The 23266-nt window shown below is 45.9% G+C and carries 22 protein-coding genes; 11 read left to right on the top strand and 11 right to left on the bottom strand.

Annotated elements, in window-relative coordinates; genetic code table 11:
* The first annotated feature begins 22 nt into the window (after nt 1-22).
* The 3 genes from AC9UGD_RS04560 to AC9UGD_RS04550 are packed head-to-tail and all read left to right on the top strand — an operon-like array spanning nt 23 to nt 2859.
* Nucleotides 23-1144, top strand: a complete 1122-nt coding sequence (locus tag AC9UGD_RS04560) for an LCP family protein (protein WP_509570164.1) — start codon at nt 23-25, stop codon at nt 1142-1144.
* 10 nt (nt 1145-1154) lie between these two features.
* The gene (locus tag AC9UGD_RS04555) at nt 1155-2465 is read left to right on the top strand and encodes a UDP-glucose dehydrogenase family protein (RefSeq protein ID WP_509570162.1); all 1311 of its coding nucleotides are present in this window, start codon (nt 1155-1157) and stop codon (nt 2463-2465) included.
* Nucleotides 2458-2859, top strand: a complete 402-nt coding sequence (locus AC9UGD_RS04550) for a CoA-binding protein (RefSeq protein ID WP_509570342.1) — start codon at nt 2458-2460, stop codon at nt 2857-2859. The genes AC9UGD_RS04555 and AC9UGD_RS04550 overlap by 8 nt, the downstream gene beginning before the upstream one ends.
* On the opposite strand, the gene purE is transcribed toward AC9UGD_RS04550, so the two are convergent.
* From purE to AC9UGD_RS04535, 3 genes are read right to left on the bottom strand one after another with little or no spacing between them, the layout of a single operon-like run.
* Nucleotides 2856-3362, bottom strand: coding sequence for a 5-(carboxyamino)imidazole ribonucleotide mutase (purE, locus tag AC9UGD_RS04545; protein WP_509570159.1), 507 nt, complete (start codon nt 3360-3362; stop codon nt 2856-2858). The two genes, AC9UGD_RS04550 and purE, sit on opposite strands and share 4 nt — an antisense overlap.
* Nucleotides 3355-4467, bottom strand: coding sequence for a 5-(carboxyamino)imidazole ribonucleotide synthase (locus tag AC9UGD_RS04540; protein ID WP_509570156.1), 1113 nt, complete (start codon nt 4465-4467; stop codon nt 3355-3357). Before AC9UGD_RS04540 ends, purE begins: the two co-directional genes overlap by 8 nt.
* A gap of 4 nt (nt 4468-4471) precedes the next feature.
* Nucleotides 4472-5230, bottom strand: coding sequence for a biotin--[acetyl-CoA-carboxylase] ligase (locus tag AC9UGD_RS04535; protein WP_509570155.1), 759 nt, complete (start codon nt 5228-5230; stop codon nt 4472-4474).
* 18 nt (nt 5231-5248) lie between these two features.
* On the opposite strand from AC9UGD_RS04535, the gene AC9UGD_RS04530 reads away from it, so the two are divergent.
* The 8 genes from AC9UGD_RS04530 to AC9UGD_RS04495 are packed head-to-tail and all read left to right on the top strand — an operon-like array spanning nt 5249 to nt 14210.
* Nucleotides 5249-6820 carry an acyl-CoA carboxylase subunit beta gene (locus tag AC9UGD_RS04530; RefSeq protein WP_509570152.1) on the top strand — a complete coding sequence of 524 codons (1572 nt, stop codon included), beginning with the start codon at nt 5249-5251 and terminating at the stop codon, nt 6818-6820.
* Nucleotides 6820-7002 carry a hypothetical protein gene (locus AC9UGD_RS04525; protein ID WP_509570150.1) on the top strand — a complete coding sequence of 61 codons (183 nt, stop codon included), beginning with the start codon at nt 6820-6822 and terminating at the stop codon, nt 7000-7002. The genes AC9UGD_RS04530 and AC9UGD_RS04525 overlap by 1 nt, the downstream gene beginning before the upstream one ends.
* Nucleotides 7003-7004: 2 nt before the next feature.
* Nucleotides 7005-7607: a Maf family protein gene (locus AC9UGD_RS04520; protein ID WP_509570147.1), complete on the top strand. Its 603-nt coding sequence runs from the start codon at nt 7005-7007 to the stop codon at nt 7605-7607.
* Nucleotides 7604-9322, top strand: coding sequence for an acetyl/propionyl/methylcrotonyl-CoA carboxylase subunit alpha (locus tag AC9UGD_RS04515; RefSeq protein WP_509570340.1), 1719 nt, complete (start codon nt 7604-7606; stop codon nt 9320-9322). Before AC9UGD_RS04520 ends, AC9UGD_RS04515 begins: the two co-directional genes overlap by 4 nt.
* Nucleotides 9323-9363: 41 nt before the next feature.
* On the top strand, nt 9364-10980 hold the full coding sequence (locus AC9UGD_RS04510; RefSeq protein ID WP_509570144.1) for a phospho-sugar mutase: 1617 nt from the start codon (nt 9364-9366) through the stop codon (nt 10978-10980).
* Complete coding sequence (gene deoC, locus AC9UGD_RS04505) at nt 10977-11924, top strand: deoxyribose-phosphate aldolase (protein ID WP_509570141.1); 948 nt, start codon at nt 10977-10979, stop codon at nt 11922-11924. The genes AC9UGD_RS04510 and deoC overlap by 4 nt, the downstream gene beginning before the upstream one ends.
* An 11-nt stretch (nt 11925-11935) precedes the next feature.
* On the top strand, nt 11936-13375 hold the full coding sequence (locus tag AC9UGD_RS04500; RefSeq protein ID WP_509570138.1) for an aldehyde dehydrogenase family protein: 1440 nt from the start codon (nt 11936-11938) through the stop codon (nt 13373-13375).
* Nucleotides 13368-14210, top strand: a complete 843-nt coding sequence (locus tag AC9UGD_RS04495) for an aldehyde dehydrogenase family protein (protein WP_509570135.1) — start codon at nt 13368-13370, stop codon at nt 14208-14210. The genes AC9UGD_RS04500 and AC9UGD_RS04495 overlap by 8 nt, the downstream gene beginning before the upstream one ends.
* On the opposite strand, the gene AC9UGD_RS04490 is transcribed toward AC9UGD_RS04495, so the two are convergent.
* The 8 genes from AC9UGD_RS04490 to AC9UGD_RS04455 form a co-directional block, all read right to left on the bottom strand.
* The gene (locus AC9UGD_RS04490; RefSeq protein ID WP_509570132.1) at nt 14207-15394 is read right to left on the bottom strand and encodes a cytochrome P450; all 1188 of its coding nucleotides are present in this window, start codon (nt 15392-15394) and stop codon (nt 14207-14209) included. The genes AC9UGD_RS04495 and AC9UGD_RS04490 overlap by 4 nt on opposite strands.
* Nucleotides 15391-16488 (bottom strand): adenosine deaminase, encoded by a 1098-nt coding sequence (locus tag AC9UGD_RS04485; protein WP_509570129.1) that lies wholly within the window; start codon nt 16486-16488, stop codon nt 15391-15393. Before AC9UGD_RS04485 ends, AC9UGD_RS04490 begins: the two co-directional genes overlap by 4 nt.
* An 18-nt stretch (nt 16489-16506) precedes the next feature.
* Nucleotides 16507-17802, bottom strand: coding sequence for a thymidine phosphorylase (locus AC9UGD_RS04480; protein WP_509570126.1), 1296 nt, complete (start codon nt 17800-17802; stop codon nt 16507-16509).
* Nucleotides 17803-18204, bottom strand: coding sequence for a cytidine deaminase (locus tag AC9UGD_RS04475; protein WP_509570123.1), 402 nt, complete (start codon nt 18202-18204; stop codon nt 17803-17805). It abuts the gene before it with no gap.
* Entirely contained in the window at nt 18201-19421 is a 1221-nt protein-coding gene (locus AC9UGD_RS04470; RefSeq protein WP_509570337.1) for an ABC transporter permease, read from the bottom strand. The genes AC9UGD_RS04475 and AC9UGD_RS04470 overlap by 4 nt, the downstream gene beginning before the upstream one ends.
* Before the next feature lie 5 nt (nt 19422-19426).
* Nucleotides 19427-20545, bottom strand: coding sequence for an ABC transporter permease (locus tag AC9UGD_RS04465; RefSeq protein WP_509570121.1), 1119 nt, complete (start codon nt 20543-20545; stop codon nt 19427-19429).
* Complete coding sequence (locus AC9UGD_RS04460; RefSeq protein WP_509570118.1) at nt 20542-22047, bottom strand: ABC transporter ATP-binding protein; 1506 nt, start codon at nt 22045-22047, stop codon at nt 20542-20544. The genes AC9UGD_RS04465 and AC9UGD_RS04460 overlap by 4 nt, the downstream gene beginning before the upstream one ends.
* Before the next feature lie 100 nt (nt 22048-22147).
* The gene (locus tag AC9UGD_RS04455; protein ID WP_509570115.1) at nt 22148-23200 is read right to left on the bottom strand and encodes a BMP family lipoprotein; all 1053 of its coding nucleotides are present in this window, start codon (nt 23198-23200) and stop codon (nt 22148-22150) included.
* Nucleotides 23201-23266 lie beyond the last annotated feature (66 nt).

Genomic DNA, 23266 nt, shown 5'->3' with positions numbered 1-23266 from the left:
ATCGCTCAAGTACTCTCTGACAGTGAAATCAACGCGGGCAATTCGGATTATTACCTCACTATCTGTGGGAGTTGTCCTGATCTCCGCATTTTCTTGGCTGGGGCTAGGCCAGGTGAGCGGTGCTATCGATCGAATCGATGTATTCGGCACCTTGAAAGCACGCCCTGATAAACCAAACAAAGCATTGAACTATCTCCTAGTGGGATCTGATACCCGTGAAGGTTTAACAAAAGAACAACGCAAATTGCTAAGAGTTGGATCAACGGCAACAGCTGCAGGCTCTCGCTCTGACACCATGCTGCTTGTTCATATTTCTAAGTCGCGCGACAAGGCAACATTAATTTCGATTCCACGTGATTCGTTAGTGACAATTCCTGAACATGTCTCATCAATTGATAAAACTAGAATGATTCCGGCAGCACAAGGAAAGATCAATGCCGCCTTTGCCTTTGGTGGAGCTCCACTTCTAATTCAAACAATTGAAAATGAAACCGGTGTTCGCATTGACCATTACATCGAAATTGGATTTGCCGGATTTGCCGGAATGGTCGACGCACTTGGTGGAATTGAGGTGTGTACCAAGCGAGATATCAATGACCCAGGTAGCCACTTAGTTTTGCCGGCAGGAATTCATACACTCAACGGTGTTGAGTCGCTTAAATATGTTCGAACTCGCGATTTTGATGGCATGGGTGATCTTGGACGTATGCAACGTCAACAACAATTCATGGGCGCAGTTCTAAGAAAAGTTACAAGTACGGGTGTATTGCTCAACCCAATCAAACTTGTCAATTTCTTTAATGCCGCAATCGCAACTGTGAAAACTGATTCTGAACTCAATGAGAGCGATCTTTTAACTCTTGCAAAACAAATGAAAAACCTTTCTCCAAGTAAAATGCGTACCTTGACTATTCCGCTGGGTAATACCAATGCTCGTGTCCCAGGTGTGGGATCGGTAGTTACGTGGGATCCAGTATTGGCTCCTGAGCTATTCAATCGTTTGCGCGATGATTTGCCACTTGTTGATGTGGTGACCCCATCACCTTCTGCTTCTGCTGCTGCCAGTGCAAAACCGACTCCAACTGTGATTGATAAATTCAAGACTCGTACCGCTGATGAAAATCCTTGCGGGGCTCTGAAGTAAACTCCCCCACATGACTTTAACTCTCTCGGTTGTTGGCTGCGGTTATCTTGGAGCCACCCATGCTGCATGTATGTCCTCTCTTGGTTTTACCGTAATTGGCGTGGATACAGATCCTGAAAAAGTGGCGCTGCTACAAAGCGGAAAACTTCCATTCTATGAGCCAGGGTTAGACACACTGCTTGAGCAGGAGATGAAGACGGGCCGTCTATCTTTCACAACTGATTTTTCTGCAGTCAAAGATGCTGATGTTCACTTTGTCTGTGTTGGAACCCCACAGAGTAAAGATGGACTAGCCGCAGATTTAACCTACGTAAAGTCGGCAGTTGCCGCTATTTCTCCATATCTAAAAGAAGGATCGCTAGTTGTCGGTAAGTCCACGGTTCCGGTTGGAACAGCACAAGCGTTGCGCGCTGAACTTGCAAAGACCGCGCCTCAGGCAGATTTGGCATGGAACCCAGAATTCCTTCGAGAAGGTTTTGCAGTTGAGGATACTTTGACTCCCAACCGTTTGGTTGTTGGAGTTGCCAATGATCGCGCAGAAGAGATTCTGAAAGAAGTCTACGAACCTGTTATTGCATTAGGTACACCTTGGATTCGCGCAGACCTGCCAACTTCTGAACTAGTAAAGGTTGCTGCTAACTCATTCCTTGCAACAAAGATTTCATTTATTAATGCAATGGCCGAAGTCTGCGAAGCTGCGGGCGGAGATGTAACTGTACTTGCAAAGGCAATCGGTTATGACCCTCGTATCGGTAGTCGTTTTCTGCAGGCAGGTATCGGTTTTGGTGGAGGCTGTCTTCCTAAAGACATTCGTGCATTTATGGCTCGCGCCGAAGAACTAGGTGCCAAGCAAGCACTTGAATTCTTGCGCGAAATTGATGCAATTAACTTACGTGCGCGCCAGCGTGTGATCGATGTCGTGCGTGGAGAACTTTCAGAAGATCTAACACAGTACAAAATTGCAGTTTTAGGTGCAACCTTTAAGCCCGACAGTGATGATGTGCGTGACTCTCCAGCTCTTGATATCGCAGTTCAGTTACATGCAGCAGGAGCGAAGGTTGTTATCCATGATCCACAAGGTATCGAGCCTGCGCGCAAGCGTTTTCCAAACCTTGATTTTGCTGAAGTTGTCACAGATGCAATCAAAGATGCCGATTTAATCCTTCACTTGACTGAATGGAAGGAGTACCGCCAGATCGATCCTGCCGCTATTTCTTCCCTGGTTAAGAGCAAAATCATTATTGATGGGCGCAACATGTTGGATCGCACACTGTGGCGCAACGCTGGATGGAAATTCCACGCACTTGGGCGCACTGATTAATACCAAAGAAACAATTGATGCTGTCCTTGCACTAAAAACATGGGCAGTAGTTGGTCTTGGCAATAATCCTGAACGTGCTGCATTTGGAGTAGCAAAACTTCTTCAAGAAAAAGGTCATCAAATCATTCCGGTGTATCCGCGAGCTGAAGTTGTGCACGGTGAAATTGGCTACAAAACTTTGACTGAAATTCCAAGATCTGTCGATGTTGTCGATTGCTTTGTTAACTCAACACTTGTCGGAAAAGTGGTAGATGAAGCCATTGCAATTGGGGCTAAGGCTGTTTGGTTGCAACTAGATGTGATCGATACTGACGCTGTTGCTCGCGCGCAAGCTGCAGGTCTACTAACGGTAATGGATCGCTGCCCTGCTATTGAATATCGCGCTAGAGCTTAAAAACCAGTTTTTTGATTGCGACGAGAGTTTAAACTCTCGCCTTTTTCCTTTGCAATCTTGTTGATCTCCTGTAAGCCAGCTGCAACCTTTATCGAAATCGCGGCATCAGATACACCTAAAATTCTTGCAGCTAATAATGCAGCATTCTTTGCATTACCAACGCCAACTGTTGCCACAGGTACCCCTGCTGGCATTTGAACTATGGACAGCAAGGAATCCATTCCGTCAAGATTTTTTAGGGCAACTGGCACGCCTATAACAGGAAGTGTTGTTAATGATGCAACCATGCCGGGTAAATGTGCTGAGCCACCAGCACCGGCAATAATTACTTTGTAGCCCTTTGCTTGCGCAGTTTGTGCAAACTCAACCATTTCAAGTGGCATGCGATGTGCCGAAACAACATCTGCCGTATATGAAATTCCAAGGTCATCCAAAATTTTCGCGGCATCTTCCATCGTTGGCCAGTCTGAATCTGACCCCATGATGATTGCTACATCACTCATCGATTTCTCCGCTCATATAGTCCACCGCATGTTGGACTTCATTGGTTAATTCTACGAGGTCTTTGCCTAGCAAAGTGACATGGCCAAGCTTTCGACCTGGGCGTACATCCTTCTTGTAATGATGAAAATTAAGCGCAGGAGTCCGTGCCATCAAGTGTAGATACGGACGATACATATCTGTTTTGCTGCCACCCAAAACATTTCCCATGACAGCAATCGGAGCTGTCATTGACGGATCTCCTAATGGCAGATCTAAAACAGCACGCAGATGTTGTTCAAACTGACTTGTGTGAGAGCCTTCAATGGTCCAGTGACCCGAATTATGTGGACGCATTGCTAACTCATTAATATATAGGTTGTCACTTTTTACAAACATTTCAACCGCCATCACGCCAACTACTGCGACTTCTGCTGCAACATCGAGCGCAAGTTTCTGTGCTTTTTCACTTAGCGCTGCTGTTAACTGCGGGGCAGGAGAAATTGTCATCACACAGATTCCATCTTTTTGCACCGTTTGTGTTGGAGCCCAAGTAGTTGCCTGTCCATGAGGTGATCGAGCAACCATGACGGCAATCTCATAATCAAATTCAATCAACTCTTCAACTAGTAGCTTGGGCATCTGCTGTAAAAGATCCCCTAGCTCTTTTTCTGAATTTACTTTCCAAACTCCGCGTCCGTCATATCCACCAGAGATTGCTTTAGCGATTACCGGATAATCACTTACTTGATGTGCTGCAGTCACTATTTGAAATTGTGGTGAAGGAAATGCTTGCAATTTCTGGCGCATTGCTGCTTTATCTTGTGAATACAGAAAAGCCGCAGCAGAAGGACGAACAACTACACCGTCAGCTTCTAGCGCCTTCACAATACTTAATGGAATTAATTCGTGTTCAAAGGTAACAACATCACATTGTGCTGCAAACTCTCGAACAGTCCGAAGATCGGCGTAATCTCCAACAACATGCTGGGTTATTTGAGCGGCAGAATCATTAGAATCAGCTGCAAGCAATAATAAGTTAACGCCTAAAGCTGTCGCTGGAGCAATGCTCATCCGAGCAAGCTGTCCAGCGCCGATGACTCCGACAGTTGGAAAGGTTTTGCTCACCGGCTTATCGTAGATGAATTACATCGGCAGATTGAACATGAGTCCCATCATCTAAGACCAGCGCGCCAATATCTGAAACAGATTCTGCTCTAGCCATGTGTGTAGCTCCGCCAGGGTATTCAATGCGAACCTCTTTACCTAAGGTGGCACTTAGATGTGCGTACAACGCCTGAACCTCGTCAATTCCTTGATCCCATTGCAGAAAATGATCCTCAAACTCTTCCAGGACCTCGCACAAAATTTCATCCCTCGTTAAATCAGTTGCACCTTCGACGAGTAAGGATGTTGCAGTCTCTACTGGCAGTTGATCCTCATTCATGCCAACATTGATGCCGATACCAATTACTACGCCGTCTCCAACTACTTCGGCAATTAGGCCTGAAACTTTTTTATGATTAATCAAAATATCATTTGGCCATTTAACGGTTGCATGGAAAGCATGCAGAGTTTTTGCAACACTGTATCCAGCAATTAAAGGAATCCAACCCCAGTCGTCACGATTGCGTTTGGGTTGGATGTAAAAAGAAAATAGCAAAGCGCTTCCTTGTGGTGCCTCGAATGTACGATTTAAACGTCCGCGACCTGCTGTTTGAAACTCTGCAGCAATTACATCTCCTACTTGTGCATCACCATCGCGCACGCGTTGCACTAAATCGCCTTGCGTTGAACTCGTGAGTTCAACCACGCTTACTCGCCAGTAAGGCGTAATTAATCTATTGATCTCTGCCGGATCAAGCGCTGCACTTAACAATTCTTTGCCCACGACTAGTACCGTACGCCCATGAGCCGTGATCTGCATACAACTGCCGGAAAAATAGAAGACCTTCGTGATCGTGTTGAGGAAGCCATCCATGGTGGATCTGAGCGTGCCGTCGAGAAGCAGCACTCAAAAGGCAAGAAGTCTGCTCGCGAGAGAATTGAACTCTTAGTTGACGCCGATTCTTTCACCGAGATTGATGAGTTTGCACGACACCGATCCGCTCAGTTTGGAATGGAAAAGAATCGTCCTTACGGTGACGGTGTTGTAATCGGAACAGCAACAGTTGATGGCCGGCCAATAGCTTTATATTCACAAGATTTCACCGTCATGGGTGGCTCACTTGGCGAAGTCCACGCCGAAAAAATTGTGAAGATCGCTGAGTTCGCACTTAAATCAGGAATTCCTCTGATTGGAATAAATGATTCTGGCGGAGCGCGTATTCAAGAAGGTGTTGCATCTCTTAATGGGTACGGCAAAATTTTCCGCCTGAATACTCGATCTTCTGGTGTTATTCCCCAGATCTCGCTGATTCTTGGGCCGTGTGCTGGTGGCTCCGCTTACTCACCCGCGCTCACTGACTTCACTGTGATGGTAAATGAAACTTCGCACATGTTTATCACTGGTCCTGATGTGATCAAAACCGTTACTGGTGAAGAAGTTGGAATGGAAGAACTTGGCGGCGCTCGTACACATAACACCCGCACCGGTAATTCACATTACCTTGCCGAAAATGAAGATGATGCAATTGATTATGTGAAAGCACTTCTTTCGTATCTTCCATCAAATAATATGGATGCAGCACCTCACTTGCCACCAACTGAAACTTTGGAAAAGAAGGCTTCAGATATCGCACTTGATACTTTGATACCAGATAGCCCTAACCAGCCTTACGACATGAAAATTCTAATTCAGGCCTTAGTAGATGAGGGTGAATTCCTAGAAGTTCATGCGCTATATGCACCAAATATTGTTGTTGGATTTGCACGCATCGAAGGCGAGTCAATTGGAATTATTGCTAACCAACCTAATCAATTAGCTGGAACCCTTGATATAAATTCTAGTGAAAAAGCAGCGCGATTCTTACGTTTCTGCGATGCCTTTAATATCCCGATTCTTACCCTTGTCGATGTTCCGGGTTTCTTGCCAGGTACAGAGCAAGAATGGGATGGCATTATTCGGCGTGGTGCAAAATTGCTCTACGCGTACGCAGAAGCTTCAGTGCCACTAGTAACACTTATTACACGCAAAGCCTACGGAGGAGCGTTCATTGTAATGGGCTCTAAGTACCTTGGTAGTGACATTAACTTTGCCTGGCCAAGTGCCGAAATCGCAGTCATGGGTGCACAAGGTGCAGTAAATATCTTGTATCGAAAAGATTTAGCAGATGCAAAAGATCCTGATGCAAAGCGCGCCGAGTTAGTTAAGGATTACAACGAATCATTGGCCAACCCTTACTTAGCTGCAGAGCGCGGAACAATTGACACAGTTATCGAGCCAAGTCAGTCTCGTGCATACATAACTAAAGCATTTAGAACACTTAAGACAAAGCGGGATGTTTTGCCGGCTCGCAAGCACGGAAATATTCCTCTGTAATGAAATTTGAAATAATTAAGGGTGTTCCTACCGCTGAAGAGTTATTGGCAATTCAAGCGGTCATGTCTCAACACAAACGTGAAGAGCTCACACCAGTTATTCGACGCAGCGTGTATGGCTTGCCTCAATTGCGCCAGCCGCTTCCGCAGCAAATTACATTTGGCGCAAGAAGGTTTGGATAACTATGCCAACAATTGTTTTAGCTTCTCAATCAACTAGCCGACGCCGTTTACTAGAGTCTGCTGGATTGTCACCAAAGATTATTGTGAGCAATGTTGATGAAGAAACAGATTTTTTCAACTCGATGCACCCTGCAGACATGGTTATAGCCCTGGCAATTACGAAGGCGCACACTGTCCGCGAACAGCTTGATTTTCCAGCAATTATCATTGGGTGTGACTCAACCTTTGAATTCGACGGAGTTTCACTAGGAAAGCCAGGTACACCAGCTATCGCAACTGAGCGCGCGAAGCGAGTTCGAGGCAACTCCGGTTTGCTACACACAGGTCATTGCATAATTGATACCGCAAAAGATGTTGAAATTTCAGATCGTGTTACAACTCGTGTCACATTTGATCATATGAGCGATGAAGAAATTGCAGATTACGTTGCGACGGAAGAGCCGCTACATGTTGCCGGCGGTTTTACTCTTGATGGATTTAGCTCTCCTTTCATCCCTTCTATTGAAGGTGATTACACAAATGTTGTTGGTATTTCAATGCCATTTGTGCGTAAAGCATTTGCCCAGCTTGGATACACATGGCCGCAGGCAAAGGTGATGAAATGAAACGGGTACTTATTGCTAATCGCGGTGAAATTGCAGTTCGCATTATCCGCGCCTGTAAGGATCATGGCATCGAAAGCGTCGCCGTGTATTCCGATGAAGATCGCACATCTCTACATGCGCAGATGGCAGATGCGGCTTACTCGCTACATGGCACAACAGCCACACAAACATATTTAGATATTGAAAAACTAATCGCTGTTGCTAGAGAATCTGGCGCAGATGCTGTTCACCCTGGTTATGGATTTCTTTCAGAGAACGCACACTTTGCACAAGCAGTTATAGATGCAGGTCTTACCTGGATTGGACCACCGCCAGCTGCAATTAGAGCATTAGGTGACAAAGTTTCTGCCCGAAAGATTGCAGCAAAAGCTGGTGCGCCGCTTGTTGCAGGTACACAAGATCCTGTCGCAGGCCACGAAGAGGTAACTGCTTTTGCAAAGGAACATGGCTTGCCTGTTGCAATAAAGGCTGCTCACGGTGGTGGTGGACGTGGTTTAAAGGTTGCACGAACCATGGAAGAGATTCCAGAATTATTTGCATCTGCCGTACGAGAAGCAATCTCGGGATTTGGCCGTGGTGAGTGCTTCGTAGAGCGATATTTAGATAAACCCCGACATGTTGAAACACAGGTACTAGTTGATAAGCACGGTCATGCCGTTGTAGTTAGTACGCGCGACTGTTCTCTGCAACGTCGACATCAAAAACTTGTCGAAGAAGCCCCTGCTCCTTTTTTGACACAAGCACAAAATGATGAGCTCTACCGATCTAGTAAAGCAATCATGAAAGAAGCGGGTTATGTAGGCGCAGGAACTTGCGAGTTCTTGATTGGCGTCGATGGAACAATTTCATTTCTTGAAGTAAATACACGTTTACAAGTTGAGCATCCTGTTAGCGAAGAAGTAACGGGACTAGATCTTGTGCGTGAACAGTTTCGAATTGCAGATGGTGAAGCACTCGGCTTTGATGACCCAGTAATTCGTGGACATTCAATTGAATTCCGAATTAACGGTGAAGATCCTGGACGTTCTTTCTTACCGGCACCTGGTCGCATCACTGAATGGGCAATTCCTACCGGTCCCGGTGTGCGTGTAGATGCAGGTTTCCAAGGTGGCGACACCATTGGCGGCAACTTTGATTCACTTCTTGCAAAGTTAATTGTTACCGGCGCAAACCGCGAACAAGCTATTGATCGTGCTCGCCGCGCACTATCTGAATTCACAGTTGGTGGATTAGCAACTGCGATTCCATTTCATCGTGCAATTCTTGAAGATCCTGCATACACAGAAAATTTCAAGGTGTACACGAGTTACATTGAAAATGAGTTTGATAATCAAATCCCTGCATTCACATTTACTGTGCCGCCTATTGAAACGCATATGGCGCCTGAATATCTTGTTACCGAAGTTAATGGAAAACGATTTGAAATACTTGTTCACGCACCAAAGCCTGTTATAAAGCGACATCGCGCAAAACAAACTATGGCTGGCCGATCAAGTGGTTCTGGACTTACTAGTCCAATGCAAGGCACCGTTGTTAAAATTGCAGTAGAAGAAGGTGCCCACGTCGAAATCGGTGATCTCATCTTTGTTTTGGAAGCGATGAAAATGGAGCAGCCGTTAACGGCGCACAAGGCGGGCATAATCTCTAATCTGACAGCAGTAATTGGAACCACTGTTTCAAGTGGAACTAATCTCTGTGACATTATCGATAAATAACCTGACTTCTCAAAGCTTTGCCGCGAAGTTACTCTAAGCACATGGATCAATCATTAGTGGCCGAAGTTCAGGCCTGGATAGCAGATGACCCAGATCCAATTACAGCTTCTCAATTACAACAGTGGCTAGATACAGCTAACGAATCCGAACTTCGAACATCATTTAATGGCTTTTTGCAATTTGGAACAGCAGGATTGCGTGGTCCTAACCGCCCCGGTCCATCTGGGATGAACCGAGCGGTCGTTGGTCGTGCCGCAGCTGGAATCGTTACTTACATGAAAGAGCGCAACTTAACTTCTGTTGTTATTGGTCGAGATGCACGTTATGGATCAGAAGATTACACATTTGAAACCGCAGAAATTATGAGCGGTGCTGGGATGAAGGTTTTTGTGCTACCGCGCCCGCTACCAACACCAGTTTTAGCTTTTGCGACTAACGAGCTGGGTTGCGATGTAGGAATCATGGTTACCGCTAGCCATAACCCACCACAAGATAATGGCTACAAGGTTTATCTCGGAGGAACCGTAGATGGAATCGAATATCGCGGATCCCAAATTGTTTCACCAACCGATGTTTCAATTGCGCACGCTATTGATGCAATCACATCTTTGAAGGCTCAGCCACGTGGAAAAGCATGGACAGTCTTAGGGGAAGAGATAATTGATAAGTACATCCAACGCACCGCATCGCTTGCAACTAACCCAGGCACATTAAAAATTGTTTACACGGCTATGCACGGGGTCGGAACTGAAACACTTCAACGAGTTTTTCATAAAGCTGGTTTTTTAGCACCTATTTTGGTTGATGCGCAGGCTGCACCAGATCCTGATTTTCCAACAGTTGCCTTTCCAAATCCTGAAGAACCCGGTGCAATTGATTTAGCACTTGAAACAGCCAGAAGCTTTGATGCTGATCTAGTTATTGCAAATGATCCAGATGCTGATAGATGCGCTTCCGCAATTAAAGATCCTATTGCGGGCTGGAGAATGCTTCGAGGCGATGAATTAGGAGCAATTTTAGGCGAATCTATTGCTCGAAAAACTAGCAGCGGCATTTTTGCTAATTCGATTGTTTCCTCATCAATTCTAAAAAAGATTGCTGAGCACTACAACCTCGAATTCAAAGAGACTCTGACCGGCTTTAAGTGGCTAGCAAAAATTAAGGGTCTGACCTTTGGTTATGAAGAAGCACTTGGTTATGCTGTTGATGCAAAGACAGTCAATGATAAAGATGGAATTTCGGCAGCAATAACTTTGGCTCAAATAGCAACGGATCTTGCAGCTGATGGAAAGACTCTTCTTGATTTATTGGATGAGATTTGGGCTCGTCATGGATTCCATGCGACAGAACAGATTTCTGTTCGCCTCAGTGATCTATCAAAAGTAGATGTGATTCTTGGTGGGTTGCGTAAGAATCCACCACACACTATTGCGGGTCGTGCAGTTACATCAATTGATGACCTCGCCGCTCCAACGGATGGACTGCCACCAACAGATGGTTTAAGAATCTGGTTAGCTGGCGGAATTCGTATCATTGTTCGTCCTAGCGGTACCGAAGCAAAGATGAAGTGTTACATTGAGGTAATTGAAAAGGATTCCAAAACCGCTCAAGTAGTATTGGATCAACTGCGACCATCGCTTAAGGAATTGTTATCGTGAGTTTTTATGGTTTAGTGGATGGCACTGATGCCTCCCTAAAGAGTTACCTCGGTAATCTTTCGGGTGTAGACCAGGTCGGCGCTGAAGCTCGCGCAGCAATGCTTGCAACCAGAAGCATCAAAACAACTTCGAAGCGCTGGGCTATTGATACCGCGATTACGATGGTGGACTTAACAACTCTGGAGGGTGCAGATACACCCGGCAAAGTAAAAGCTTTGTGCACCAAAGCTGTGCGACCAGACCCAACTGATGCCACCGTTCCTAGCGTCGGCGCTGTGTGTGTTTACAATGACATGGTCGGCGTAGCTCGCAAACACCTAGATTTAATTGGTGGCCAGCATGTCCCAGTAGCAGCGGTTTCAACTGCTTTTCCATCGGGTCGCGCATCCATGCCGGTCAAGATCCAAGATACACAAGACGCTATCGATGCAGGCGCAGCAGAAATCGATATGGTGATTGATCGTGGCGCATTTCTGGCAGGTCGCTACATCGATGTTTTTAATGAGATTGTTCAGATCCGACAGGTTTGTGGTGATAAAGCACATTTGAAAGTAATTTTCGAAACAGGCGAATTAGTGACATATGACAATGTTCGCAAAGCATCATTTTTGGCAATGGCAGCAGGTGCCGACTTCATTAAGACATCGACGGGCAAGGTTGCACCGGCTGCAACTCCCCCAGTCGTCTTAGTAATGCTCGAAGCGGTTCGTGACTTCTACGAAATGACTCAGGTACGAATCGGCGTTAAACCTGCCGGCGGAATCAGAAACACTAAAGATGCAATCAAACAATTAGTTTTGGTCAATGAAACTGTTGGACCAGATTGGCTCAATCCGAAACTCTTTCGAATTGGCGCTAGTGCTTTGCTCAATGATCTATTGATGCAACGCATGAAGATGGATGATGGTTATTACACTAGCCCTCAGTATGTGACGATGGATTAATGGAGACGACTATGACCTTCGAATACGCCCCGGCGCCAGAATCTCGCGCGATTGTCACAATCAAGCCGAAGTATGGCCATTTCATCGGCGGCAAGTTTGTTGCTGGCGGCAAACACTTTCCAACAATTAATCCAGCTACTGAAGAAGTGCTTAGTCAGATCGCACTTGCCGGTAAAGCAGATGTTGATGCAGCAGTAAAAGCGGCACGTAAGGCATACACAAACACCTGGTCAAAAATGTCAGGCAAAGAGCGTGGAAAGTATTTGTACCGAATCGCTCGCATCATGCAAGAGCGTGCCCGTGAATTTGCAGTACTAGAGACTCTTGATAACGGTAAGCCGATTCGTGAGTCACGCGATACCGATATTCCATTGGCCGCAGCTCACTTTTTCTATCATGCAGGCTGGGCAGACAAGCTTGAATACGCTGGCCTAGGCACATCTCCAAAGCCACTGGGTGTTGCAGGACAGATTATTCCTTGGAACTTTCCCTTATTGATGTTGGCCTGGAAGGTTGCACCAGCACTTGCTGCTGGAAATACCGTTGTTCTAAAGCCCGCTGAATCAACACCACTGACCGCATTGTTATTTGCCGAAGTGTGCCAGCAAGCAGAACTTCCAGCGGGTGTAGTCAACATTGTCACAGGTGATGGATCAACGGGTGCATTAATTGTTAACCATCCTGGTATCGACAAGATTGCATTTACCGGATCTACCGAAGTTGGAAAAATTATTGCTCGCGCTGTGGCACCAACTAACAAGAGCGTTACTTTAGAACTCGGTGGCAAAGCAGCCAATATTGTTTTTGATGATGCCCCAATAGATGAGACTGTCGAAGGAATTGTTAATGGCATTTTCTTTAATCAAGGACATGTATGTTGCGCCGGTTCTCGCCTGTTGCTACAAGAAAATGTAGCTGAAGAGGTTTTACATAAGTTAAAGAATCGTATGGAAAAGATTCGTGTGGGTGATCCAATGGATAAAAACACAGATGTTGGTGCGATTAATGGCAAGGAACAACTTGCAAAAATTATTGAGCTCGCCGCTGTTGGCGATTCAGAAGGCGCAGAACGCTGGAGCCCAGAATGCAAACTGCCAAGTAAGGGATTCTGGTTTGCACCAACAATCTTTACTGGCGTCACACAGGCACATCGAATTGCGCGTGAGGAAATCTTCGGTCCAGTTCTATCTGTTCTGACATTTAGAACACCTGCCGAGGCCATAGAAAAGGCAAATAACACCCCCTTTGGACTATCTGCCGGCATCTGGAGTGAAAAAGGATCTCGCACACTGTGGGCAGCTCAACAACTTCGCGCAGGTGTTATTTGGGCTAATACCTTCAATAAGTTTGATCCGACATCACCATTTGGTGGCTATAAGGAATCGGGGTGGGGTCGCGAAGGCGGACGCCACGGCCTGGCTGCATATTTGAAGGGAGTAAGCCATGAGTAATCGCATTGATGTGAAGAAGACTTACAAGCTATATATCAATGGAGCTTTCCCGCGCACAGAATCCGGTCGTACCTACGAAGTTAAAAATGCCAAGGGCGTCTTTGTCGCAAACCCATGTCTTGCTTCACGAAAAGATTTGCGAGATGCAGTTGTTGCTGCACGCGCAGCACATGCCGGATGGAATAAAGCCACTGCATATAATCGTGGACAGATTTTGTATCGCATCGCCGAAATGCTCGAAGGTCGTCGTGGGCAATTTGTAGAAGAAATCGTTAACGTCACCGGTGCAACAAAGGCAAAGGCTGACAAAGAGGTAACTGAAGCTATTGATCGTCTTGTTTGGTATGCAGGGTGGACAGATAAAATTGCATCTCTTGCAGGATCGACTAATCCAGTTGCTGGTCCTTTTTACAACTTTACGATCCCAGAAAGTATGGGGGTCGTAGCTGCAATCGCACCTGAATCTCCTTCACTACTTGGGTTAATTGATGCGATTGCACCAATCATTACCTCAGGAAATACAGTTGTTGTTCTGGCAAGTACAAAAGCACCATTGTCTGCAATGACATTTGCTGAAGTCCTTGCAACAAGTGATCTGCCGGCAGGTGTAATAAATATTCTGACAGGCAAAAAGGATGAAATTGCGCCATGGATGGCATCTCATATGGATATCGATGCGTTAGATATTTCTGGATTATCTTCAAAGAAGCATGCTGAGATCAAGGTTGCTGGAGCTGAAAACTTAAAGCGAATTCATTCATTTAAGTCAGCAGATCCTGGTCGCATAATTGCCTTTATGGAAGCTAAAACTGTTTGGCACCCAATAGGCCTTTAATTAGCCTGGATTGCTACGCTTTCATAACCTCGCAAAACAAAGGTAGGGCGACGAACAGCATCGCCTGCTAATTGCATATCCGGATATTTTTCCCACAATGCCGGCAAGGAAACACTCATTTCGAGTCGAGCCAATGGCGCACCAAGGCAGAAATGAATACCTGCACCAAATCCGATATGCGGATTTGGATCACGGGTTAAATCCATCAATTCTGGGCTTGAAAACACTGTTTCATCGCGGTTTGCCGAGCCAATAAGGGCTGCAATCTTTTGCCCCTGTTTGATCTGGACTCCCCCAAGTTCGGTATCTGCCGTTGCAGTACGTTCAAACAAATGTAGTGGCGCATCAAAACGCATGAACTCTTCAAGTGCGGTGTCAGTTATTTCGCGGGCACTGGTGCGGAGCAAAGCGACTTGATCCGGTCGCTGAAGGGCGGCAACCATTCCATTTCCAAAAGCGTTCACACTTGCCTCGTGACCTGCGTTAAGAAGCAGTACACATGTCGCAACTAGTTCGTGCATATTCAACTTCTCGCCATTTTCTTCAACCGATGCAAGATCTGAAATCAAATCCGCACCTGGAGTTTTTTTACGACTTTCAGCTAAATCTCGTACATAATCTGCAAACTCGCTGGCAGCAATCTTTGCCTCGTTTTGATATTGCACACTTGGATTGACTTCATACATCTTTACAATCGCTTGTGACCAAGGTCTAAGCAAGTGCTCTTCAGACTCTGGAAAACCTAGAAGATCGGCAATGATCTTTACCGGCAATGGTTCGGCATAATCTGCAATCAAATCAAAAGTTTGACCGGATTTTACCTTTTCATCAATAGCATCAAGTAATTGAACGGTGATGCGCTCGACTGCAGGGCGCATGCCTTCAATTTTTTGACGATTAAAAGCTTTTGCAACTAAAGATCGCAGTCGAGTGTGCTTTGGTGGTTCGCTATCTAGAATCGAATCAGCGTGTAACCAATTAAAGATTTCCCATTCGAACTCTGGACTTTTTTCCTTGAAAATTCTACCGAGGGCCTTGTTGCGAAATACATCATTAGCATCACCATGGCGTGCAGCAAGAAACATCTGCATTCCTTCATGCCAGACAGGTTGTCCTGCAGCACGAAGTTCTTTCAGTGCTGGGTATGGATTAGATACAAAAGCTGGATCATTAAAATCAATCATGAACCAGCTGAAACCTTTGCATACCCTGGTTTGATTACTTGCTCGATAATTTTTAGACGCTCTGGGTATGGGATAAATGCACTTTTCATAGCGTTAATAGTGAGTCTTTGTAGCTCTGCAAAATCCCAATCAAATGCTTTTACCGCCTCTTCCATTTCAAAGGACATCGAAGTTTGGCTCATCAAACGGTTGTCCGTATTAAGAGTTACGCGAAAACGAAGTTTGGCTAACGCGCCAATGGGATGTTCGGCATAACTTGCCGCAGCACCAGTTTGTAGATTTGACGTTGGGCACAGCTCTAGCGGGATACGTCGATCTCGAACGTAGGATGCAAGTCGACCCAGCTTTGGTTCAGCACCAGAAAAATCGATGTCATCGATGATTCGAACACCGTGACCTAGTCTTTCGGCTCCGCAGAGTTGGATGGCTTCCCAGATGGAGGGGATTCCATACGCTTCACCAGCATGGATAGTAAAATGGGCATCTTCTTTACGAAGATAATCAAAAGTATCTTTTTGATCAGATGGCGGAAAACCATCTTCAGGGCCAGCGATATCAAATCCAACAACTCCTTTGTCTCGGTACTTAACAACAAGTTCGGCAACTTCTTGCGAGTTTTTATTCTGACGCATTCCACACAACAGTGAACGAACAACAATTGGATGACCTTCGGCAGCTGCCTCTTTCATTCCAATTTCATATCCTTCAATTGTTGCTTCTACAACATCTGCCATAGACAAGCCTTGTCCTGTAAATAATTCTGGCGCGCCACGAACTTCGGCGTACACAACTCCATCGCGGGCAAGATCTAGTGCGCATTCACGAGCGACACGGATAATGTCTTCGCGGCGTTGCATCACTGCAATTGTGTGATCAAAGGTTTCTAGGTAGCGAACCAATGATCCTGAATCACAGGCTTCGCGAAACCACGTCGCTAGTTCGGTTGCATCCTCAGTTGGAAGAGCGGTGTAACCAATTTCTTTGGCGATTTCAATAATTGTTTGTGGTCGCAAGCCGCCATCAAGATGATCATGAAGCAATACTTTAGGTACTAATGCGATCTGATCTTTTGTAGGAATACTGTTCATTGACATTTTTTACCCCTGTGTCCCTTAATCAACAATACGTTCAATAACTAATGGCAAGCGATCAATTCCGCCGGCAGGTACTGCTCCAATACTCACAGAGTTCTCTAGTGACTCCAAAGCCCTAGTAAAGGCGGCTGGAGTGTCTGTGTGGAGCGTGTATAGCGGCGCTCCAGCCTTGATTGCATCCCCTGGTTTAGCGTGGATTTCAATTCCAGCACCAGCTTGAACACTCTCGCCCTGACGAGATCGACCCGCTCCTAAACGCCAGGCAGCAATTCCAACCTTCATTGCATCCATGGAAAGCACAGTCCCATCGCGATCTGCGGTCACAACTGTATTTTCTTGTGCAACTGGAAGCTTTGCATCGGGATCCCCGCCTTGTGCCGAAATCATCTGACGCCACACATCCATCGCTTTTCCATTTTTTAAGGCAGCGTCGGGATCCGCGTCCTTTATTCCAACTAGTTCTAACATTTCTCGCGCCAACAAAACTGTTAGCTCCACAATATCTGCCGGTCCCCCACCAGCCAAAACTTCTACAGATTCGCGAACTTCGAGTGCGTTACCTGCTGTCAATCCCAGTGGAACATCCATCGCTGTAACAAGTGCAACTGTATTAACACCAGCACGTTTTCCAAGGCCAACCATTACGTGTGCAAGCTCTTTAGCTTTTTCTGGATCACTCATAAACGCACCTGCGCCAGTTTTAACATCTAAGACAAGCGCACTTGTGCCTTCGGCGATTTTCTTACTCATGATCGATGATGCAATAAGTGGAATTGCTTCAACCGTTGCAGTGACATCTCGCAGTGCATACAGTTTTTTATCTGCTGGTGCTAAACCGGCACCTGCTGCACAAATTACAGCGCCGCAATCTTGTAATACTTTTAGCATTTCAGCATTTGATAAAGATGCTCGCCATCCCGGGATAGATTCTAATTTATCTAAAGTTCCACCTGTATGACCAAGTCCTCGACCAGATAGTTGTGGAATTGCCGCACCGCACGCGGCAACAAGTGGGGCCAATGGCAAAGTTGTTTTGTCGCCAACGCCACCAGTTGAATGCTTATCAACAGTTGGACGTGAAAGCGCTGACCAATTCATGCGTTCTCCGCTGTTGATCATCGCATCTGTCCATCGTGATATTTCGCGATTTTCCATACCGTTAAGCAGAATCGCCATCAAGAGCGCAGACATCTGTTCATCTGCAACGGCTCCACGCGTATATGCGTCAATAACCCAATCGATTTGTGGGTCAGTTAAAGAATGGTGATCACGCTTTGCCGCAATGATTTCAGCGGCTGAAAAGGCTTCAATCATTTAGCGCTCGTTGCGGTCTAAATCTTCTGGGCCAAATGCCCACGGCAACATGGCAGACATTTTTTGTGGTCCATCATCTGTCATTAACAGCGCCTCTGGGCCACCATGCTCGAATAACAATTGGCGACAACGTCCACACGGTGCTAAATAGTTTCCTTGTCCATCAACACAAACAATTGCGATTAATCGTCCACCACCTGTTGAAATCAGATTAGAAACTAATCCACACTCAGCACACAATCCCACGCCATAACTAGCATTTTCAACGTTGCAACCAGTTGCGATGCGGCCATCACTGACCAGTGCTGCAACGCCAACAGGAAACTTTGAATATGGTGCATACGCGTTGTTCATCGCACCAATAGCTTCCTTGTGAATCTGTTCCCAATTAATCTGGGTCATCGCAAACCACCTCGGCGATATGGAATTCCATCTGCCGCAGGCATTCGCAGTCGCTGCGACGCAAGTGCCATCACCAAAATCGTTGCAATATAAGGAGTCATAGTTACCAACTGCCCTGGAAGTTCATCAACTGCAAAGTAGAACCACAAGGTAAATACAGCTGATCCAAGACTTATGGCCGCGCTTACGAGTTTGCCGCTCTTGAACTTTCTGAAAGCCACAAATGCAAGAATCACAACGATGAATAATAGAAGTGCATGGATCGCAGTCGAATCACGAAGTTGAAGAGCATCGGCAAATCCAAAGAGCCCAGCACCTGCCAATAATCCACCAGGACGGTAATTTCCAAATAGAAGTGCTGCTAGGCCAATGTATCCACGACCCGCGACCTGATTTTCTTGATAATTACTTGCTGCAACGATGGCCAAGAAACCTCCACCTAATCCAGCTAAGCCACCTGAAATAAGAACACCTGCATACTTCATCGCATAGACATTAACGCCAAGTGATTCAGCAGCTGTGGGAGCTTCGCCAGCGCTGCGCAAACGTAAACCAAATGCGGTGCGCCACAAGATGAAGTAAGCCAACGGTACAAATGCAATTGCAACAACTGTTACGTATGAAACATCTCCCGTTAAGCCTCGCAGAATCGAAGCTAAGTCAGAGATAAAGAACCAGTTGTGACTTGCTATAGAACCCAACAAATCCGGGCTCTTCCATCCAAAGTAATGACCACCGGAAAGAATAGGAAGACCATTAACGGAAATAGTTTCGATTCCTGGAGATTGTGATGGTCCAGGCCATGATCCACCTTGATACAAAAGCGTCGACAGATATCGCACAAGACCGGCAGCAATGATATTTATTGCGACACCAGAGACAACATGGTCAACACCAAATGTCACCGTTGCAATTGCATGTACCAATGCACCTAGAGATCCAAAGACTACGGCAGCTAGCAAACCTGCCCATGGTCCCTGCTGTGAACCAATATATCCACCGGCCCATGCACCCATAATCATCATGCCTTCAAGGCCAATGTTTACAACACCAGCGCGCTCTGAAAACAAACCACCTAGCGCTGCAAGCACTATTGGTACAGAAAGTAATAGCGCGGCAGATGCTGTTCCGGTGCTAGTTAGATCTGAAGCCCCTGTGATGATGCGAATAGAAGCCAAGACAAAAACCAGCATGGTTGCATAACGCAACATCTTCATAAACTTCACGCCTGCACCACCTTTGCTAACTCATTACTTTGCAGCGTTAACCTGAAGCGTCTGACAACTTCGTATGCCACTACCGAGCTCAAAAGAATTGAACCTTGCATAATCACATACGTTTCGGGTGCAATATCAATAAGTTCCAAAGAGCGCGAGCTTACTTCTAAGAATCCAAAAAGAAGTGCGCTGAAAGCCATTCCGCCAGCAGAGTTACGACCCAATAATGCAACAGCGATAGCTGAGAAACCAATGCCTGCACGGAATCCAAGGTTGTACGAGTGAGTTTGACCAAGGACTTCAGGCAAGCCCGACAGTCCTGCAATTGCGCCAGAAATAACTAGCGCCATAAAGGTCATCTTCTTTGAATTAACTCCACTGACTCGAGCAGCAATTGGATTTAATCCGGATGCTCGAAGTTCAAAGCCAAAGCGCGTGCGGTTAACAACAAACCAGAAAGTTACTCCCAAAGCAACTGCTACGAAAAACATTCCATAGATGCCGCCACCTGGTTGATCTTCTACGCCAAGTTTACGAAGAATCGGCATTAAATCTGGAATTTGTGCCGACGCTGGAAGCTCCTTGGTTTGAAGGTTGTTAGAGCCTTCTTCAATTAGTGCAAAGTGTTTCGAAAGTAAGTAAGCAGATAAACCGCCAGCCAAGCTATTAAGCATGATTGTTGAGATAACCTCATTCACGCCACGTTTCACTTTTAAATAAGCAGCAATTGCGGCCCACAATCCACCAAATGTCATCGCCACAATAAACACAGCGGCGACATGTAACACAGGTGGAAGAACAAACATTGCTCCGATATAGCAGCTAAACAAAGCGCCTAGCCGAAGCTGGCCCTCTACGCCGATGTTAAATAGTCCTGCCCTAAAAGTGACTGCAATAGCAATTGCGGCGATGTAATACGGAGTTGCCGTATTAACGACCTCCATCAAGGATCCTGCTTCAGTACCGTACTCCCACATAGTTTTAAAAGCATCAAGTGGCGATTTCTTGCTGACAATTACTGCAATACTTGAAATTACAATTGAGAAAATCGCTGCAGCCAATGGTGCTGCAATCGCTAAACCAACTTTACTGGGAGATAACTTTCTAGTGAGCGAGTTACTCATGCTGCACCCGTCATTGCTGAACCAAGCTGCTCTGGAGTGGTATTTGATGGATCAAGTTCGGCAGTTAACGTGCCACGCAACATGACCAATAATCGATCAGACATTCCGATTAACTCTTCCAGGTCAGCAGAAATCAAAACAATGGCCATCCCTTTTTCACGAGCTTTACGTAGAACATCCCAGATTGCACCTTGCGCTCCAACATCAACTCCACGCGTTGGATGAGATGCCACTAACAGAGCTGGTGCCTTACTCATTTCGCGGCCAACAATAAACTTCTGCTGATTTCCACCTGAGAGCGCAGCTGCCAATGTGTCTGGACCCGGTGCACGCACATCAAACTCTTGCATGATTGTGCGAGTGCTTTCCATCGTTGCTTTTTTATCAATAACAAAGCCACGCATAACAGGCTTGCTGCGTTGATGACCAAGAATTCTGTTCTCCCACAACGGTGAACCCATCATCAGCGCTTGACGCTGACGATCTTCGGGAATCAAACCAATACCTAAATCATGGCGATCGGCAACGCTTAATTCATCTATAGCCGAGCCATTAAATTGAATTGAACCGGTGTACTCACGCAGACCCATAATGGCTTCAACAAGTTCAGCCTGACCATTTCCTTCGACGCCTGCTATTCCAATAACCTCGCCAGCATGAAGATCAAAGGAGATATTCGTCAACAAATCACGGCTACCGGTGGTTGTTGGGAGTGAAACATTCTTAAGCGACAAGGTAATTTCTTCTCGACGTGTGTGGCCCAAGGTGGATGGCTTTGGAAGCTCACTTCCAACCATAAGTTCTGCCAATTGACGAGCGGTGACATCTTTAGATTTAACTTCTGCAACAGTCGAACCTTGTCGCACAACGGTTACTTCATCAGCTACACGTAAAACTTCATCAAGCTTGTGCGAAATAAAAATCAAAGCCATTCCTTGGGCCCGTAAACCTTCGAGTGCCTGGAATAGATCATCCACTTCCTGTGGGACTAAAACTGCAGTTGGTTCATCAAAGATCAAAATACGAGCACCACGGAATAAAACTTTTAAAATCTCAACTCTTTGGCGTTGTCCAACACCTAGCTCTTCAACAAGAACATCTGGATCAATTTCTAGACCGTACTGCTGGGCCATATCAACAATTTTTTCCCGAGCACCAGCAAAATCTATGGTAGCTCCATGATGTGGCTCTGAACCCAAAATGATATTTTCTAATACTGTGAAGTTATCAGCCAACATGAAATGCTGATGGACCATGCCGATGCCGGCATCGATTGCGTCATTGGGGGTTTTAAAGTTAACAACGTGGCCATTGACTAAAATTTCGCCAGAGTCAGGTCGCTGCATCCCATAAAGGATCTTCATTACAGTTGATTTGCCAGCACCATTTTCGCCGACAAGAGCATGGACTGTGCCAGATTCAACTTTCAGTGAGACATCTTTGTTGGCAATTACGCCAGGAAAGCGCTTACTGATGTGTCGCAGTTCTACTGCTACTGACACTTAAACTCTCCTTTGACTTAATTGTTACCGGGAAAAACATTTGGCCCAACAAGGAGATTTAACTCCATTGCTGGGCCAAACGCCACTTACTTAAGCCAAATTATGGCTTTGTTGGAACCTTGATCTTGCCTGACTTGATTGCAGCTGCAGCCTTATCGATCTGAGCCTTGTACTTTGTGATGTAACCACCAGAGTAAGAAACACCAACGCCATCAAGTGAGAGGTTGTACTGACGACCGTAGATACCGGACTCATCAAGAACATCGTTTACAGATGATCCCGCAACAGCTGTTGCAATTACATCGTAAACAGCACGGTCAACGCGCTTGATCATTGATGTGAGCATGTTCTTCTTCTCTGCAGCTGAAGCTGATAGGTACTGATCAGAGTCAACTCCGATAGTCCAAACCTTCTTGCCAGCCTTTGCAGCATCTGTTGCAGCTGCGAAGTTACCCGCACCTGATCCACCTGCTGCTGAGTAGATAACATCGATACCCTTATCGATCATTCCCTTAGCAATAACCTTAGCCTTAGCTGGGTCATTGAAACCACCGAAATCAGGTGGCTCTGTTACGTACTTGACGTCAACAGTTACTGACTTCTTTGTTGCCTTAACACCAGCAACGAATCCAGCTTCAAACTTTTGTAGTAGAGGAATACGAACTCCACCGATGTAACCAACTTTGCCTGACTTTGATGCAAGTGCTGCTGCAACGCCAGCTAGGTATGAACCTTGCTCTTCAGCGAATACAAGACCTGCAACGTTAAGAAGATCTACTGATGAATCATCGATAATTCCAAATGAAACTTTTGGATAATCTGATGCAACCTTCTTGATTGGTCCTGCATATAGGAAACCAACAGCGATGATTGGGTTGTATCCAGCCTTAGCTAGCAAACGGAGCTTGTCTTCGCGCTCTGAGTCTGAACCAGTTGTAACTGTTACTTCCTTAGCTGTAACACCAAACTTCTTCTTTGCTGCATCTAGACCAGCTGCTGCTGAATCGTTGAATGACTTATCGCCACGTCCACCGATGTCATAAGCAAGGCCAACTTTTACCTTTGATGCTGCTGTTGCTGCAGGAGCAACAAACGCTGTTGCTGCCAAAACAGATGCAGCAACAACTGCTACAAGACGAAATACTTTCTTCAATTTTCCTCCAAGGATTCAAGGGGATCTTCAATACCTACTTTTGAAGGTACATACCGAAGCTTTTGT

The sequence above is a fragment of the Candidatus Planktophila sp. genome (genome assembly GCF_044232745.1).
Lineage (GTDB): Bacteria > Actinomycetota > Actinomycetes > Nanopelagicales > Nanopelagicaceae > Planktophila.
Note: the sequence above shows the minus strand (reverse complement) of the source record. Positions and strands in the feature narration are given on the sequence as shown.